Raw genomic sequence first — 18,853 nt, 5'->3', positions numbered from 1 at the left:
CACGGTTCGTTCACCATCACGGTCAGCTCGTCTTGCCCAAAGCCCGTTGCACCAGACCGGCAACGTCCAGTTCGTCGATCAGGTCCTCGTCACCGGCCGCCCCGTCGGCACCCTCGCCGGTGCCGTCGGCGCCGGCCGGCCCGTCGCCTTCGCCGTCGGTGTCGGCGAGTCCGAGGAGGGCGTCCAGGACACCGGCGTCCTTGAACCGGGCGAACGGGACGGACGCCAGGACCCGCCTGAGGTCGTCCTCGCGCGCGTCCGGCCCGTCCTCCGCGTCCTCCCGGAGGAGTTCGGCGCGCAGATGGCCGACCAGCGCCTCCGGGGTGGGGTAGTCGAAGATCAGCGTCGCGGGCAGCCGCAGCCCGGTCGCCTTGTGCAGGCTGTTGCGCAGGTTCACGGCGGCCAGCGAGTCGAAGCCGACCTCCTGGAACGCCTGTCGCGGGCCGATGCCCTCGGCGCCGCCGTGGCCGAGGACCGTCGAGGCGTGGCTGCGCACCAGGCGCAGCAGGATGCGGTTCTGCTCGGTGTCCGAGACGGCCCGCAGCGAGTCCGCGAGGGTCGCGGCGGCGTCACTGCTGTTCTCGCTGTCGGCCTGCGCCGCCTGCAGCACCGCCTTCGCCTCGGGCAGATCGGCCAGCAGCGGGCTGCTGCGGACCGAGGTGAACGCCGGGACGAAGGCGGCCCAGTCCATGTCGGCCACGGCCACGAACTTCTCGTTGCCGCGCACCGCCTGGACCATCGCGGTCACCGCGGGACGCGGCGCCATGGGGAGCACTCCGCGGCGGCGCAGCTGGGCCAGCGCCGCCTCGTCCATGCCGACGCCGATCTGGTCGAGCGCGCCCCAGGCGAGCGACGTCGCCCGCAGGCCGCGGGCCCGGCGCCACTCGACGAGGGCGTCCAGGACGGCGTTGGCCGCACCGGACGGCCCCTGGCCGCCACCGCCCCACACGCCGGCGATCGAGGAGAACACCACGAACGCGTCGAGCGGCGTGTCCTCGAACTGCCCGTCGAGCCACAGGGCGTTGTCGACCTTCGCCGCGAACACCTCGGCGAGGTCGGCCGGTCCCGTGTCGTCGACGGAGCCGGTCCGGGTGATGTCGGCGGCGTGCACCACGGCGGTGAGCGGGTGGTCCGGGTGGGCGACCAGGCGGGCGATCGTCTCCCGGTCGGTGTCCGGGCAGGCTTCGACGGTCGGCAGGGGGCCGGGTCCCGTCGCCGGGGCCGACTCGGCGAGCTCGGCGCGGAGTGCGGCGACGGCGTCGTCGGGTGCGTGCGTGGTCGTGGTGATCACGAGCCGGTCGGCGCCGGCCTGCGCGAGCCACAGCGACACGTGCCGGCCGAGCCCCTCGGCGCCGCCGGTGACGAGGACGGTGCCACGGGGCTGCCATCCGTCGGTGGAGGTCGCCTCCGGCAGCGGCTTGCGGACCAGGCGGCGGCCGTAGACGCCCGACCGCCGGACCGCGAGCTGGTCCTCGCCGTCGGCGCCGTTGAGCACGCCGAGCAGGTGCCGGGCCGTCCGCGCGTCGGTGCTCGCCGGCAGGTCCACCAACCCGCCCCACCGGTCGAGGCGTTCGAGGGCGACCGCCCGGCCCAGGCCCCACAGCGCCGCCTGGGCGGGCGAGGTGAGGGTGTCGTTGATGCCGGTGTTCACGGCGCCGCGGGTGAGGCACCACAGCGGCTGGGTGACATTGGTGTCGGCCAGTGCCTGCACCAGGGCCAGCGTCGAGGCGGTCACGGCGAGCGGGTTCTGCGGGCCGCCCGCCGTCCGCTCGTCCAGGGCGAGCAGCGACAGCACCCCCGTCACGTCGTGCTCGGCGAGCACCCCGCCGAGCCGCTCGACGAGCCGCTCCCGCGTACGGTCCTCTTCGGCGACCTCGACACGGACCATGCCGAACCCCTGAGCGGCCAGCTCGTCGAGGAGCGCGTCGATCCCGGTGCCGGTGTCCGCCGGGCGCTCGGACGGCACGACGACCAGCCAGCGCCCGCCGGGCACCCCGCCGCTCTCGCGGGGCAGTGGCTGCCAGGTGACGTGGTAGCGCAGCTTCTCGACGGACGACTGCTCGCGCCGCCTGCCGCGCCACTGCGCGAGGACGGGGACGAGCGCGCCGAGCGCGGTGCGCTCGTCGTCCGACGCCGTCTCCAGGAGCGCGGACAGGGAGTCCACGTCGGCCTGCTCGACCGCCTGCCAGAAGTCACCGTCCGCGCTCTCGGCCGCCGTCTCGGCGGGATCGCCGGTGGCCTGGGCCTCCTGGAGCCAGTAGCGCCGGCGGTCGAAGGCGTAGGTGGGGAGGTCGACGGCGCGCGGTGTTGTCGGCCCGGCTGGGGTTGCGGCGGGCAGGGTCGCGGTCCAGTCGACGGGGACGCCGCGTACGAAGAGTTCGGCGGCGGAGGCGAGGACCCGGCGCAGGCCGCCGTCGTCGCGGCGCAGCGATCCGGTGACGACCAGGTCCGCCTCGGCTTCGAAGGCGGTCTCGGTGATGGGCTGTACGAGGACGGGATGGGCGCTGATCTCGATGAAGGCACCGTGGCCTTGGCCGATGAGGTCGGCGACGGCCGGGCCGAACTTCACCTGGCCGCGCAGATTCCCGTACCAGTAGCCGCCGTTGAGGACTCCGGCCTCCTCCACCCAGCCGCTGGTGACGGTGGAGTAGAAGGGGATGGTGGGGGCTTGCGCCTCGATGCCGGACAGGGTCTCGGCGAGAGTGGACTCGATGTCTTCGACGTGGCGTGTGTGGGAGGCGTAGTCCACCGCCACGCGGCGTACGCGAATACCGTCCGCCGTCAGAGAGGCGAGCGCCTCGTCCAGCGCCTCGGCGTCACCGGCGACGACCACGGAGCTCGGGCCGTTGACCGCCGCGACCTCCACCCGGTCCGCCCAGCGCGCGAGACGGCCGACCGCCTCGCCCTCGCTCAGCGCGACCGACGCCATACCCCCGCGACCGGCCAACCGCTCACCGATCGCCTGGCTGCGCAGCGCGACCACCCGGGCCGCGTCCTCCAGGGACAGCGCCCCGGACACGCACGCCGCAGCGATCTCACCCTGCGAATGACCCAGCACCGCATCGGGACGCACCCCGAGCGAGCCCCAGACCGCGGCCAGGGCGACATTGACGGAGAAGCTCGCGGGCTGGACGACGTCCACGCGGTCGAGAAGTTCCGGGGCCGCCTCGCCGCGCAGGACGTCCACCAGCGACCAGTCGACGTACGGAGCGAGTGCGGTCGCGCACTCGGCGATCCGGTCCGCGAAGACGGGCGACGAGTCGAGCAACTCCCGCCCCATACCGACCCATTGGGAGCCCTGCCCCGGGAACACCCACACGACCTTGCCCGGCGAGCCCGAACCGGCGCTGCCGATCACCACGTCGGAACCGCTCTCGCCACGGGCCAGCGCCTGGAGCCCGGTGAGGGCGTCCTCGGGGCGGGCGGCGACGACCACGGCGCGTTCGCCGAGCAGGGCCCGGCTCGACAGCAGCGCGGCGGCGGTGCGGGGCAGCGCCGCCGGGCCGGCCTCCTCGACGTACGCAGCGAGCCGGGCGGCCTGTCCGGCCAGCGAGGCGGTGCTGCGGGCCGAGATCACGAGCGGCACCACGCCGCCCACATCCGGACCCCGACCCGCGACGGGCTCGGGGGTCTGCGCGGCGGGCGCCTCCTCCAGGATCAGGTGGGCGTTCGTGCCGCTCGCACCGAAGGACGAGACACCGGCCCTGCGCGGCCGGTCGACGCGCGGCCAGTCCCGGGACTCGGTGAGCAGTTCCACGGCGCCCGCCGACCAGTCCACCTGGGTCGTCGGCTCGTCCACGTGCAAGGTGGCCGGAAGGGTCGCGTGGCGCAGCGCCTGCACCATCTTGATGACACCGGCGACACCGGCGGCGGCCTGCGCGTGCCCGATGTTCGACTTCAACGAGCCCAGCAGCAGCGGCTGTTGGGGATCGCGGTCCTTGCCGTACGTGGCGATGAGCGCCTGCGCCTCGATCGGGTCGCCGAGCGCCGTGCCGGTGCCGTGCGCCTCGACGACGTCGACGTCCGCCGGGCCCAGTCCGGCACTGGCCAGCGCGCGCCTGATGACGCGCTGCTGCGAAGGCCCGTTCGGCGCGGTCAGACCGTTCGACGCGCCGTCCTGGTTGACCGCGCTGCCGCGCAGGACCGCAAGGACCTCGTGGCCCCGCTCGCGCGCCACCGACAGGCGTTCCAGGACGACGACGCCGACGCCCTCGGCCCAGCCGGTGCCGTCGGCCGTCGACGAGAACGCCTTGCAGCGGCCGTCGGCGGACAGGCCCCGCTGACGCGAGAATTCGAGGAAGGCGTCGGGGCTCGCCATCACGGTCGCGCCGCCGGCGAGCGCCATCGAGCACTCGCCCTGACGCAGCGACTGCGCGGCGAGGTGGATGGCCACCAGGGACGACGAGCACGCCGTGTCCACGGTGACGGCCGGGCCCTCGAAGCCGAAGACGTACGAGACGCGGCCCGACGCGACGCTGGCCGCCGTGCCCGTCATCAGATAACCCTGGACGTCCTCGGGCACCTGGCGGAGCCGGGACACGTAGTCGTGGTGGACGATGCCGGTGAAGACGCCGATGTCGCTGCCCCGGGTGGACTGGGGGTCGACGCCGGCCCGCTCCAGGGCCTCCCACGAGGTCTCCAGGAGGAGCCGCTGCTGCGGATCCATCGCGAGGGCCTCGCGCGGCGAGATCCCGAACAGGGTGGCGTCGAACTGCGCGGCCTCGTGCAGGAACCCGCCCTGGCGCGTGTACGAGGTACCCGCGTGATCCGGGTCCGGGTCGTAGAGGGCGTCCAGGTCCCAGTCGCGGTCGACCGGGAAGCCGGAGATCGCGTCCCGCCCCTCCATGACGAGGTTCCACAGTTCCTCGGGGCTGTCGGCGCCGCCCGGCAGCCGGGTGCTCATGGCGACGATCGCGATCGGCTCGTCCGAGGCCGTCACCGCCGGGTCCGCGCCCGGCACGTCCGGTTCCACGCCCAGGAGTTCGGCCCACAGGTGGTGGGCGAGGCCGTCCGGGGTGGGGTAGTCGAAGACGAGGGTAGCGGGCAGGTCGACGCCGGTGAAGTCGTGCAGGCGGTTGCGGAGCTTGACCCCGCCGAGCGAGTCGAAGCCGAAGCTCTTGAAGGGCTGGGCTGCATCGAACTCGAAGCCGTCGCCCTCACGGTGACCGAGCACGGCCGCGACGCTCTCCCGGACGAGGTCCATGACCACGGCGAGCTGCTCGGCGACCGGGCGGCCGGTCAGCCGTGCGGCGAAGGCCCCGCCCGCGCCGTCGCCTCGGGTGACGACGCGCCGGGTGGGGGCGGGCGCGGGGGCCGTGGTCCGGTGCGGGGTGCCGGTGGTCTCTCCCCGTACGCCGCCCAGGCTCAGCGGGCCCAGTACGGCGACGGGCTCACCGGCGTGGTCGGCCAGCTCGACGAGATGACGACGCCCGCCGTCCACCGGGGTGACCCGGACGCGCAGTGCGGCGGCGCCCTGCGCGTACACCGTCAGGGCGGCGCACTCGGACAGGTCGCGCGGCTCGGCGCCGCCGGATGCGGTGGTCAGTGCGCGCAGGGCGCTGTCGAGGAGGACGGGGTGCAGGGTGAACTCCCCCGCCTCGTCGGCCAGTTCCTCGGGCAGCGCGATCTCGGCGAGAGTCCGGCCGTCGGCATCGAGGGTGGGGGCGGTGGTGGGGCCGGTGACAGGGTCGGTGGCAGGGCCGGTGGTCGGTGGCCAGGTGCGCAGGTCGAAGGCCGGCTGCGGCATCCCGGGGACGAGGAGGGCGCGGGCGTGGCACGTCCAGGGGCGGTCGGTCCCGGGCTCCTCGTCGGAGACGCGGCCGTGGACAGTGGCGCGGCGGCGCCCGTCCGGGCCCGGCGCGTCGACCGCGACCCGGATCTCGGTCCGGCCGCGGGCCGGGACCGTCAACGGCGCCTCGACGGCGACCTGTTCGACGCCTCCGCAGCCCACCTCGTCGCCCGCCCTGACCAGCATCTCCAGCAGCGCGGCGGCCGGCACCCGGCCGGTGGCGGTGAACAGACCACGGCTGCGCGGCGTCAGCCGTCCGGTGAGGACGACGCCGCCGTCGCCGGGGACCTCGACGACGGTGCCCAGCAGCGGATGCCCGGCGCTCACGGCGCCCAGGGCCTCGGCGCCGCCCGCCGCCGCGGTGTCGGTCTCGACCCAGTACCGCTGGTGCTGGAACGCGTACGTGGGCAGCTCGGTCGCGGTCACCGTCGCGGTCGCGGTGGTGGTGGTCGCGGTGGTGGTGGTCGCGGTGGTGGTGGTCGCGGTGGTGGTCCGGTGGCCGAGGACGGCGGGCCAGTCCACGGCCGTGCCGCGCACGTGCAGCTGGGCGAGGGCCGTCATGACGTCGGCCGGTTCGGTGCCGTCCTTGCGGAGGGTGGCGACGCAGTCCTGCTCCCGGACGCCGGGCGCGGCGAGGGCGAGGGCGGCCAGGACGCCGCCGGGGCCCAGTTCGAGGTAGGTGGTGGCGCCCTGGTCGCCGAGCGCGGCGACGGCGTCGCCGAACCGGACCGCGTGCCGCACCTGGTCGACCCAGTAGCCGGGCGTGGACAGGTGCCCGTCCCCGGCCGGCTCACCGGTCAGGGTGGAGACGACCGGGATCCGGCCCGGCCGGTACGTCAGGCGCTCCGCGACCGTGCGGAACTCGTCGAGCATCGGCTCCATCAGCGACGAGTGGAAGGCGTGGCTGACGGTGAGCCTCCGCGTCTTGTGACCGCGGCCGGCCAGTTCGGCGGCGACGGCGAGCACGGCGTCCTCGGTGCCGGACAGGACCAGCGCGTCGGGGCCGTTGACCGCCGCGACGCACACCTCTCCCCCCGCTCCCCCCTCTCCCCCGGACCGGCCGAGCAGCGCCGCCACGTCGGCCTCGGTGGCCTGCACGGCGACCATCGCGCCGCCCTCGGGCAGCGCCTGCATCAACCGGCCGCGCGCGGCGACGAGCCGTGCGGCCTGGTCGAGGTCGAGGACCCCGGACACGTGCGCGGCGGTGAGCTCGCCGATCGAGTGCCCGGCGAGCAGGTCGGGTCGTACGCCCCAGGACTCGAAGAGCCGGAACAGCGCGGTCTCCAGGGCGAACAGGCCGGTCTGGGTGTAGAGCGTCCGGTCGAGCAGCGCGGCCTCGGGCGTGCCGGGCGCGGCGAACACGACGTCGCGCAGCGGGTGTTCCGCGTGCCCGGCCAGTTCGGCGTCCAGGGCGGCGCAGGCCGCGTCGAAGGCGTCCGCGAAGACCGGGAAGGCGTCGGCGAGCCCGCGTCCCATGCCGGCCCACTGACTGCCCTGCCCGGTGAAGAGGACGGCCAGCTTGCCGTCGGCCGGGGTTCCGTGGGCCAGGGTGCCGGTGACGACGGCGGGGTTCGCGGTGCCCGCCGCGAGGTCGGTGAGGCCGGTGCGCAGCCGTGCGGCGTCGGTCGCCACCACGACGGCCCGGTGGTCGAGTCGGGCGCGGGCGGTGGCCAGCGCGTGGGCGACGTCGTCGAGGCGGGCCCCGGGACGCTCGTCGAGGAAGCCGGACAGCCGCTCGGCCTGACCGCGCAGCGCGGCCGCCGTCCTCGCCGAAAGCGGTACGAGGACGGGGGCGCCGGTCGTCGGGTGCGGTGCGGCGGGAGCCGAGGCGTCGGAGACTTCGGGGACTTCGGGGACTTCGGGGGCCTCTTCGAGGATGACGTGCGCGTTGGTGCCGCCGATACCGAAGGAGGAGACGGCGGCCCGGCGCGGCTGGGTGCCCCGCGGCCAGCCGCGGGCCTCGGTGAGCAGTTCCACGGCGCCCGACGACCAGTCGATGCTGGTCGACGGCCGGTCCACGTGCAGCGTCCGGGGCAGGACGCCGTGCCGCATCGCCATGACCATCTTGATCACGCCGGCGACGCCGGCCGCGCCCTGGGTGTGCCCGATGTTCGACTTCACCGAGCCCAGCCACAACGGCTCGCGCGGGTCCCGGCCCTGCCCGTACGTGGCGAGCAGCGCCTCCGCCTCGATCGGGTCGCCGAGGACGGTGCCGGTGCCGTGCGCCTCGACCGCGTCGACGTCCGCCGTCGACAGTCCGGCGTGCGACAGGGCCTTGCGGATGACGCGCTGCTGCGAGGGGCCGTTGGGGGCGGTCAGGCCGTTCGACGCGCCGTCCTGGTTGACGGCGGAGCCGCGTACCACCGCGAGGACCTGGTGGCCGCGGCGGCGGGCGTCGGAGAGCTTCTCCACCAGGAGGAGTCCCGCGCCCTCGGACCAGCCGGTGCCGTCCGCGCCGTCCGCGAACGCCTTGCACCGCCCGTCGGGGGCGAGGCCGCGCTGCCGGGAGAACTCGACGAACGTCTCGACGCTGCCCATCACCATCACACCGCCGGCCAGCGCCATGGTGCACTCGCCGCGGTTGAGCGCCTGCGCCGCCAGGTGCAGGGCCACCAGCGAGGAGGAGCAGGCCGTGTCCACGGTGAGGGCGGGGCCCTCAAGGCCGAGGTGGTAGGCGATGCGGCCCGAGGTGACGCTGCCCGAACTGCCGGTGAGCCGGAAGCCCTCGACGCCGGACGCCTGGTGCAGGCGCACGCTGTAGTCGTGGCTGTTGACGCCGGCGAACACGCCGATGTCCTGTCCCGCCAGAGAAGTCGGGTCGATCCCGGCCCGCTCGAAGGCCTCCCACGACGTCTCCAGGAGGAGGCGCTGCTGCGGGTCCATGGCGAGGGCCTCGTTCGGCGAGATCCCGAAGAAGGCGGCGTCGAATCCGGCGGCGTCGTCGAGGAACGCGCCGTGGCGAACGTAGGTGGTGCCCGCGTGGTCGGGGTCCGGGTCGAAGAGCCGGTCGGTGTCCCAGCCCCGGTCGTCGGGGAACTCGGTGACGGCGTCGACGCCGTCGGCCACCACCCGCCACAGGTCCTCCGGGCTGTGCACCCCGGCGGGGAAGCGGCAGGCCATCGCCACGATCGCGATCGGTTCGTCCTCTGTGCCGGCAACACCTGCGGCATCGGCGTCCGGCGCGGCGGCCTCCGTACGGGGTGCCGTACTCAGCGACGTATCACCGAAGAGCTTGGTCCGCAGATGTCCGGCGAGCAGCACCGGCTTCGGATAGTCGAAGACCACGGCAGGCGAGAGCGTGAGCCCGGTCGCGGCGACCAGCCGGTTGCGCAGTTCCACCGCGGTCAGCGAGTCGAATCCGGCGTCCTTGAACGTGCGATCCGCGCGGACGGCGGTCGCGGATCCGTGCCCGAGGACCTCGGCGACGTGCGTCCGCACCAGGTCGACCAGCGCCTCGGTCTGCTCGTCACCGCTCAGCGCGGCGAGCCGCTCCCCCACTCCGGCGGGCCCGGACGAGGTGACGGCCCTCGCCACCGGCCGTGCCGTCGGGGCGAGACCGCGCAGCAGCGCCGGTACCGTTCCCTCGGCCGCGGTGGCGCGCAGGGCCGTGACGTCGAGCTTCGCAGCGACCAGCGTGCCGTCCACGCCCTGATGGGTGCTCAGGGCGGCGTCCAGGAGCGCCATGCCCTCGGCGGCGGTGAGGCCGCTCATGCCGATGCGCTGGTTGCGGCGCAGGTCGGCGGCGCCCAGGTGCTCGGTCATGGCGCTGACCGTCGACCAGTAGCCCCAGGCGAGGGACACGGCCGGCAGGCCGAGCCGGTGCCGCTGCCGGGCCAGCGCGTCCAAGGAGGCGTTGGCCGCCGCGTAGTTGGCCTGCCCGGGGTTGCCGAGGACGCCCGCCGCCGAGGAGAACAGCACGAACGCGGCGAGGTCCAGGTCCCGGGTCAGTTCGTGCAGGTGCAGCGCGGCGTCCGTCTTGGGCCGCAGCACCGTGTCGACCCGTTCCGCGGTGAGCTCGGTCAGCACCCCGTCGTCCAGAACGCCCGCGGTGTGCACGACTGCGGTCAGCGGATGCTCGGCGGGTATCGCGCGCAGCAGGGCTGCCAGCTGGTCGCGGTCCGCCGCGTCGCAGGCGGCGACGGTGACGGACGCGCCGAGCGAGGTCAGCTCGTCGCGCAACTCCTCGGCGCCGCCCCGCCGTCCGGCCAGGACCAGGTGACGGACGCCGTGTGCCGTGACCAGGTGGCGGGCGGTGAGCGCGCCGAGGGTTCCGGTGCCGCCGGTGATCAGTACGGTGCCTTCGGTGTCGAGCGGGCGCGCGGGAGCCGTACCGGCAGTGCTGGCCGTGCCGGCCGTGCCTGGTGCGGGAGACGTGCCGCGCACCCGCACGAGGCGCGGCACCTCCGCGACGCCGGCGCGCACCCTCAGCTGCGGCTCCTCGCTCTGGAGCACGGCCGGCAGGGCGGACCGGGAGTCGTCGTCGAGGTCCACCAGGACGATCCGGCCCGGATGCTCCGACTGTGCCGACCGTACGAGTCCCCACACCGCGGCCGCGTCGAGCCCGTCGCGGTCATGGGTGACCACGGCCAGCCGGGTCGACTCCAGGCCGGGTGCGGCGAGCCAGGCCTGCATGACGGCGAGGGCGGCACCGACCACCGCACGGGTGTCGCCCGCGCCCGGCCCGGTCGGCGCCTCGTAGAGCAGAACACTCGGAGCGCCCTCTTCCGCGGCGGCGGCCGCGGCGGCCACGTCCTCGCCGTTCGCGACGGACACCACGCCGAGCGCGTCGAGAGAACCGGCACCGTCCACGGCGGGAAGCGGCACCTCCGTCCAGTCGACCCGGAACAGCGAGTCGTGCGGCAACGCGCCGACGATCCCGGCCTGTTCGGGCACGAACGGCGTTCCGCGCACCCCCTCGACGGTCATGACGGGTCGCCCGGTGGCATCGGCCAGCAGAAGCGCCTCCGTGCCGTCGTCCGACGGCTCCCCCCGGTGTACGCGCACGGTGTCGGCGCCCGACGCGAGCAGGGACACGCCGTGCCACACGGACGGGAGCATGCCGCCCGGGACGACCGTGCGGACGGCGGCGTCGAGCAGGGACGGGTGCATGCCGTAGCGGTCGGCGTCGCGCAGCGCGGCTCCGTCCAGCGCGACGTCGGTGCCACTGTCAGAACCCGGCTCCGGGTCCACGGGTGTCCCCCGGTCGGCGGCCGGCGCCAGCACGCCGTGCGCGTGCCGGGTCCACTCCGCGTCCAACGGGGCGTCCGCGGCCCGCGAGTACACCTCGACCGTGCGCCTGCCCCTGTCGTCCGGCCCGCCCACGGCGACCTGAACGGCACGGCTCCCCCGCAGCGTCAGCACCACGGGCGTCTCAACGGTCAGCTCGTCCAGGCGGGGCGCGGCGGTCAGGTCGCCGAGCCGAATGGCGAGCTCGACGAGTGCGGCGTTCGGCACGACGACGGCATCGGCCACGACGTGGTCGGCGAGCCAAGGATGCGACCTGAGCGACCACCTCGACGTGGCCATGACGCCACCCGAGTCCGGCATGCCGACCACGGCGCCGAGCAGCGGGTGATCGGTCCCGGCAAGCCCGAGGGAGGTGGCGTCGCCGGCGGGGGCGGTGTTCTGGAGCCAGTAGTGCTGGTGGTCGAAGGCGTAGGTGGGGAGGTCGACGCGCGCCGCTGTGGCTCCGGTGGTTGCGGCGGGCAGGGTGCCCGTCCAGTCGACCGGGATGCCGCGGACGAAGAGTTCGGCGGCGGAGGCCAGCAGCCGGCGCAGGCCGCCATCCTCGCGGCGCAGGGAGCCGGTCACGACCAGGTCCGCCTCGGCTTCGAAGGCGGTCTCGGTGATCGGTTGTACGAGGACGGGGTGGGCGCTGATCTCGACGAAGGTGCCGTGGCCCTGCGCGATGAGGTCGGTGACGGCCGGGCCGAACTTCACCTGACCGCGCAGATTCCCGTACCAGTAGCCGCCGTTGAGAACACCCGCGTCCTCCACCCAGCCGCTGGTCACGGTCGAGTAGAAGGGGATGGCGGGGGCCTGGGCCTCGATGCCGGACAAGGTCTCGGCCAGAGTGGCCTCGATGTCCTCGACGTGGCGGCTGTGGGACGCGTAGTCCACCGCAACCCGGCGCACCCGGACACCATCGGCCGTCAGGGCGACAAGCGCCTCGTCGAGCGCTTCGGCGTCACCCGCGACGACCACGGAGCTCGGGCCGTTGACCGCCGCGACCTCCACCCGGTCCGCCCAGCGTGCGAGACGGTCGACCGCCTCGCTCTCGCTCAGCGCGACCGAGGCCATGCCACCGCGACCGGCGAGGTCGGCGGCGATCGCCTGACTCCGCAACGCCACCACCCGCGCCGCATCCTCCAGCGACAACGCCCCGGACACACACGCCGCAGCGATCTCACCCTGCGAGTGACCCAGCACCGCATCGGGACGCACCCCGAGCGAGCCCCAGACCGCGGCCAGGGCCACATTCACGGCGAAACTCGCGGGCTGGACCACATCCACGCGCTCCAGCAGCTCGGAAGCCGCCTCCCCGCGCAGCACGTCCACCAGTGACCAGTCGACATACGGCTCAAGCGCAACCGCACACTCGGCGATCCGCTCCGCGAACACCGGCGACGAGTCGATCAACTCCCGCCCCATGCCCACCCATTGGGACCCCTGACCGGGGAACACCCACACGACCTTGCCCGGCGCACCAGAACCAGACCCAGTCCCAGGCCCGGAGACGACCCCAGCCGCGCTCTCGCCGCGAGCCAACGCCCGCAGCCCGGCCAGCGCCTCCTCCCCCGACCCGGCCACCACGACCGCACGATCGGCAAGCAGGGCCCGACGGGAGACCAGGGACCCGGCCAGCGCCGCCAACGGCACCGCGCCCACCCCACCCGCACCGGACTCCACGAAGGCGGCGAGGCGCTCGGCCTGCCCCGCCAGGGAAGCGGTGCTCCGCGCAGACACCACCAACGGCACCACGCCACCCGCATCCGGACCCGGACCCGGACCCGGACCCGGACCCGCGACAGGCTCGGGCTCCTCCTCGGCAGGCGCCTCCTCCAGGATCAGGTGGGCGTTCGTCCCGCTCACACCGAACGAGGACACCCCGGCCCGGCGGGGCCGGTCCGTGCGCGGCCACTCGCGCGCCTCGGTCAGCAACTCCACCGCGCCCGCGGACCAGTCCACCTCCGCCGTCGGCGCGTCCACGTGCAAGGTCGCCGGCAGTGTCTCGCGCCGCAGTGCCTGCACCATCTTGATCACACCGGCGACACCGGCGGCGGCCTGCGCGTGCCCGATGTTCGACTTCAACGAGCCCAGCCACAAAGGCCGTTCGGCAGGACGCCCCTGGCCGTACGTGGCGATGAGCGCCTGCGCCTCGATCGGGTCGCCGAGCGCCGTGCCCGTACCGTGCGCCTCGACCACGTCGACGTCAGCCGTCGAGAGCCCCGCGCCGGCCAGCGCGCGCCTGATGACCCGCTGCTGCGAAGGCCCGTTCGGCGCGGTCAGACCATTGGACGCGCCGTCCTGGTTGACGGCGGAGCCGCGCAGCACCGCAAGGACCTGGTGGCCGCGCTCGCGCGCCACCGACAGGCGTTCCAGGACGACGACGCCCACGCCCTCGGCCCAGCCCGTGCCGTCGGCCGCCGCGGCGAACGCCTTGCACCGCCCGTCGGCGGACAACGCCCGCTGCCGGGAGAACTCCACGAAGTCGTCCGGCGTCGCCATCACCGTCGCACCGCCGGCGAGCGCCATCGAGCACTCGCCCTGCCGCAGCGCCTGCGCGGCCAGGTGCATCGCGACCAGCGACGACGAGCACGCCGTGTCCACCGACACGGCCGGACCCTCGAGGCCGAGGACGTACGAGACCCGGCCCGACGCCACGCTCGACGCCAGCCCGGTGGTCGCGAACCCTTCCGTCTCCGACGTGCCCGCACCCGTGCCGTACCCGTGGGCGAAGAGTCCGGTGAACACGCCGACGTCGGCGCCCTTCAGCGAGACCGGGTCGACTCCCGCGCCTTCCAGGGCCTCCCACGAGGTCTCCAGGAGGAGCCGCTGCTGCGGGTCCATGGCGAGCGCCTCGCGCGGGGAGATCCCGAAGAAGCCCGGGTCGAAGAGTCCGGCGCCCTCCAGGAAGCCGCCCTGGTTCGTGTACGAGGTGCCCGCGTGGTCCGGATCCGGGTGGTAGAGGGCCTCCAGGTCCCAGCCGCGGTCGTCGGGGAAGTCCGTGACGGCGTCGACGCCGTCACGGACCAGGCGCCACAGGTCCTCGGGGCCCGTGACGCCGCCCGGCAGGCGGCAGGCCATGCCCACGATGGCGAGGGGTTCGTCGGGGTCGGGGTCGGCGGCGGTCCTGACCGTGACCGGCTCGGTGGCCGGTGCCGCGTCGGGGTCCCGGAGGATCTCGGACCGCAGGAACGCGGCCAGGGCGGCCGGCGTGGGGTGGTCGAAGGCGGCCGTGGTGGGCAGCCGCAGTCCGGTCCGTTCCAGGAGCCGGTTGCGCAGCAGCACGATGGTCACCGACGTGAAACCCAGGTCGCGGAAGGCCCGATCGGCGGGGACGAGTTCGGGTCCCGCCTGGCCGAGCACGTCGGCGGCCAGGGTACGGATCAGGTCTTCCAGGAGCGCCAGTTGCGCACGCTCGTCCAGGGCGGAGAGCCCCTCCCGCAGCTCTGCCGTGACGGCCTCGTCCGGCTCGCCCTGCCGGGCGGGCGGCCCGGCCAAGTCGCGGAGGAGGGCGGGCACGTGGGCGTCCGGTGCCGCGGTGCCGCCCAACAGCAGGGCGGGCGACGCGGCCAGCAGCGCCGGGACATCGGCGGTCAGTGCGACGTCGAACGCGGCGAGCAGGTCCTGATGCGTCGCAGCGCCGGCGTTCCCCGGCTGTCCGTCCCAGGCCAGGAAGGTGCCGGGCAGGTGCCGCCGCCGACGGTTGCCCGTCACCGCGTCGCAGAGCGTCGCGTCGGCGGCCGCGGCCGGGTCGTCGTGGGAACCCAGCAGGCCGGCGGCCCCGGACGACACCACGACGAAGACCGCCGGGTCGTCCCCGGCGGTCAAGTGGTCGAGCAGCAGCGCAAGTTCGGGTTCGTCGGCGGCGTGCACGACCGCGGACACGGGGTGCCGCAGGTCGGCCAGGGCTTCGCGCAGGAGCTCCGGGCGTGCCCCGTCGGCCGCGACCCGGATGACACTCGTATCGGCGAAGGCCAGGGCATCGCCCGCCACTCCCCCACCGCCCGTACCGCTGACGAGCAGCAGCGTCGTCGCCCGGTGTGCCGTGGCCAGGTGGTGTGCGAGCGCGGCGCCGTGCGCGGTGTCCGCACCGGTGACCACGACAGTGCCGGAGAAGCCGGCCGCACCCGTTCCGGAACCGGACGACGGCTGCGGCCGGTCGACCACGGGCAGCCGCGTCAGCCGGGGAACCAGCAGGGCGCCCGAACGCACGGCGATCTGCGGCTCGTCGGACGCGAGCACGGCGGCCAGGACGTCCAGGGACAGATCCGCGTCGGCGTCCAGAACGTCGAGGACGGTCGTCCCCGCTTGCCCGACGACTCGGAAGGAGCGCGCGACGCCCCAGAGCGAAGCCTCCGCAAGATCCTGCCCGCCGTCCCGACCACGGTCCCGATCGTCGTCCCGGTCGTCGTCCCGGTCGTCGACCGCGACGCCCCGCCGGGTGACGACCACCAGCCGGGAGGCCGCCAGTTCCGGCCGGGCCGACCAGGCCGCCACGTCCTCCGCCAGCGCCAGAGCCCTGGCCCGCCCCACGGCGACCGCGTCACCCGCCCCGGAACCGACGGGCGGCAGCACAACGGTCACGTCCGGCACGGTCTCGCCGCCGGCCACTGCCGTACGTACGGCTGCCAGGTCCGCGTAGCGACGCACCGAGCCGTCCGCCGCTGCCACGGCACGGACGAACCCCTCCGCCCCCGACCCGACGACAGCCACGACCGGCAACGGGGCCGGGGCCGCAACCGAGTCCGGTGCCGGGACCCACTCGACGTGCAGCAGCGCGTCGTGGTGCCCGCTCGCCGCGTACCGCAGACGGTTCGGCTGCCCGGCGAGCAGCCGCCGCTTGGTCTTGCCCGACGCGGTCCGGGGAATGGCCGTGACCTCGTGGATCCGCTCCGGCACCTTGTACGCGGACAGCCGCTCGCGGCAGCGGTCGACGAGTTCGGCGGGGTCGAACCCGTCGGGACCGGCGATCACGTACGCGACGGGGACCTCGCCGAGCGTGTCGTGCGGTGCTCCGGCGACCGCGGCGTCCGCGACCCCGTCGACGGTGCGCAGGACCGCCTCGACCTCTTCGGGGTGGATGTTCTCGCCGCCCCGGATGACGAGTTCCTTGATCCGTCCGCAGATGGTGAAGTACCCGGCGTCGTCGCGCCGGGCCAGGTCGCCGGTCCTGAACCAGCCGTCCCGCATCGCCTCGGCGGTCGCCTCGGGGCTGCCGTGGTAACCGACCATGACGTTCGGCCCGCTGACCCAGACCTCCCCCTCCTCCCCCGCCGGGACGTCGGTCCCCGTGGCCGGGTCGACGACGCGGACGCCGACACCCGGCACGGGCAGGCCGCAGGACCCGTCCACGCGGGCGCCGTCCGGCGGGTTGATCGTGATGGCACCGCAGGTCTCGGTGCTGCCGTAGGCGTCGACCAGCGGGACCCCGAAGGTCTCCTCGACGTCGCGGTGCAGGCCGGAGCCGGTGACGGCGCCGCCGACCAGGCCGACGCGCAGGTCCGGCGCCCGGAAGCCGTGCTGCCGGGCGGCGCTCACCAGGTGGTGGTACGTGGTGGGGACCCCGGCCAGGAAGGTCGTGCCGTCCTCGCCGAGCACCCGCATGACGTCCTCGGCGGAACTGCCGTCCATGAGCCGGGCGGTGGCACCGGTGACGGTGACGGACAGCACGCACGCGATGTGCGACAGGCTGTGGAAGAGCGGCAGCGGCCACAGCACCCGGTCCTGCTCCGTGAGGCCGGGAACCGGTACGTAGCAGGAGGCGACGGACCACAGGCAGTTGCGCTGCGTCGACAGGACGCCCTTGGGCCGCCCGGTCGTCCCCGACGTGTAGAACATCCAGGCCACGTCGTCGAGGCCGAGGTCGTCCCTGGCGGGCACGGCCGGCTCGGTGCCGGCCAGCACGTCGTACGCGTGCACCCCCGCCCCGCCGCTCCCCCCGTCGGACGTCCCGTCCGTCCCTGCGCCGAGCAGCAGGTCCGCCGGTACGTCACCGGTCACGAGCAGCACGGTCCCGGGCGCCACCCCGGGCGCGGCCCGCAGTCGCCGCGCCCGTGCGGCGTCGGTGATGACGAGCACGGCGCCGCTGTCGGCGAGGAGGTACTCCAGTTCGGCCGTGGCCGACGCGGGGTTGAGCGGCACCCCGATGGCACCGGCCCGCACGATCGCCAGGTAACTCTCCACGGTGGCCACGGTGTTGCCGAGGCAGATGGCGACGCGGTCACCGCGCTCGACGCCGAGGTGGGCCAGGTGTCCGGCCAGATTGCGGGTCCGTGCCGCCAGGTCCCCGTAGGTGACCGCCCGCCGGTCGTCCGCGAAGGCGACCTTGTCGGGGAAACGCGCCGCGTTCTCCAGGAGGGTGACGGGAAGTGGCTTGATGAGGTCGCTGCGCACTGGACCGCAAGTCCTTTCGGAAGGAAAGTTCACCAGGAGACGGGCAGGCACTTCACCGCGAAGACGGACCCCTTGAGCCGCAGCGGCACTTCCTCGAAGCCGACGGCGAGGCGCAGGTCGGGGAACGCGTTCAGGAGGGCGGAGAAGCCGGCGCGCAGCTCGACACGGGCCAGGTTCTGGCCGAGGCACTGGTGGATGCCGAAGCCGAACGCCACGTGGCCGGAGGTCTCGCGGCCGATGTCCAGGTCGGCGGGGCACCCGAACTTCGCCGGGTCACGGTTGGCGGCGGGCAGCGACACCGTGACGCTGTCGCCCTTCTTGACGGTCTCGCCGTTCAGCTCGATGTCCTCGAGCGCCGTGCGGTACGTGTCGTACTGGTTGACGGTGAGGTAGCGCAGGAGCTCCTCGATCGCGGCGTCGAGCTTCGACGGGTCGGCGCGGAGCGCCGCCAGCTGCTCGGTGTGGTGCAGGAGCGCGAACACGCCGACGGCCAGGGCGCTCTCGGTGGTCTCGTAGCCCGCGAAGAGGAGCAGCGTGACGATGTTGCAGAGCTCTTCCGTGGTCAGCTGCCCGCCGGCGATGAGCCGGCTGATGAGGTCGTCCTCGGGCTCCTTGCGGCGCAGCTCGATGACCTCGGCGAAGAAGGCGGCCGCCTGCCCCATCGCGGCGCCGACCTCCTGCGGGTCCGCGTCCGTGTCGTGCAGCAGCGTCGGCGCGTGACCGTAGCGGTCGACCTCGCTGTAGGGCAGGCCGACGAGTTCGGACAGGATGCGCAGCGACAGCGGCTTGGCGAAGTCCTTCACCAGGTCGGCGGGGGCACCGTGTTCGCGCATGACGGCGATCTGCTCCGCGGCCACGGCCTCCGCGCGCGGCCTCAGCTGGCTCGCCCGGCGGGCGGTGAACTCGCCGGTGAGCAGCCGCCGGTAGCGGGTGTGGTCGGGCGGGTCCATGTGGATGAACATGCCGGGGATGCGCGGGTGGTTGGGCATCACCTGGCCGCGGTGCGTCACCGGGAAGTGCCCGATCTCCGTGCTGTGGCTGAACCGCGGGTCGCTGAGGACCGAGCGCGCCAGCTCGTAGCTGGACACGATCCAGCCGACGTGCCCGTCGGGGTACGTCATCCGCGCCAGCGGCCGCTCCTTGCGCAGCGCGTCGAAGATCGCAGGAGGGTCGAACTGATGAGTGCGGGCCCAGGGCTCCTCGAAGGAGATTGCGTCGCTCATGAATTCCTCCCCAACCGATTGGACCCACAATTCACACACGATGGAATTCGCGTTCAATTCACAGAATTCAAGTGCACGGAATGTGCGAGCCAATGCAGTCAATGCGACCGATGCGGCCGATGCGGCCAATACCGTCTTTCCGGTGTCCCCAGCGTCAGATTAGACGAGCCCGGACGGCACGGCATCCTCAACTCTGGTAGGTGGCCGCTTCCTTGAGCCGATC

General features: G+C 74.1%; 2 protein-coding genes. Both read right to left on the bottom strand.

Going from position 1 to position 18,853, the window contains the following annotated elements; translation table 11 throughout:
• Nucleotides 1-22: 22 nt before the first annotated feature.
• Nucleotides 23-17,407 carry a type I polyketide synthase gene (locus RBJ77_RS58685; RefSeq protein WP_372352421.1) on the bottom strand — a complete coding sequence of 5,795 codons (17,385 nt, stop codon included), beginning with the start codon at nucleotides 17,405-17,407 and terminating at the stop codon, nucleotides 23-25.
• Nucleotides 17,408-17,436: 29 nt separating this feature from the next.
• Complete coding sequence (locus RBJ77_RS58680) at nucleotides 17,437-18,630, bottom strand: cytochrome P450 (protein ID WP_372352420.1); 1,194 nt, start codon at nucleotides 18,628-18,630, stop codon at nucleotides 17,437-17,439.
• Between the last annotated feature and the right edge of the window lie 223 nt (nucleotides 18,631-18,853).

It is taken from the genome of Streptomyces sp. KL116D (assembly GCF_030766975.1).
Classification (GTDB): domain Bacteria; phylum Actinomycetota; class Actinomycetes; order Streptomycetales; family Streptomycetaceae; genus Streptomyces; species Streptomyces longispororuber_A.
This window is presented reverse-complemented; position numbering and strand designations above follow the sequence as displayed.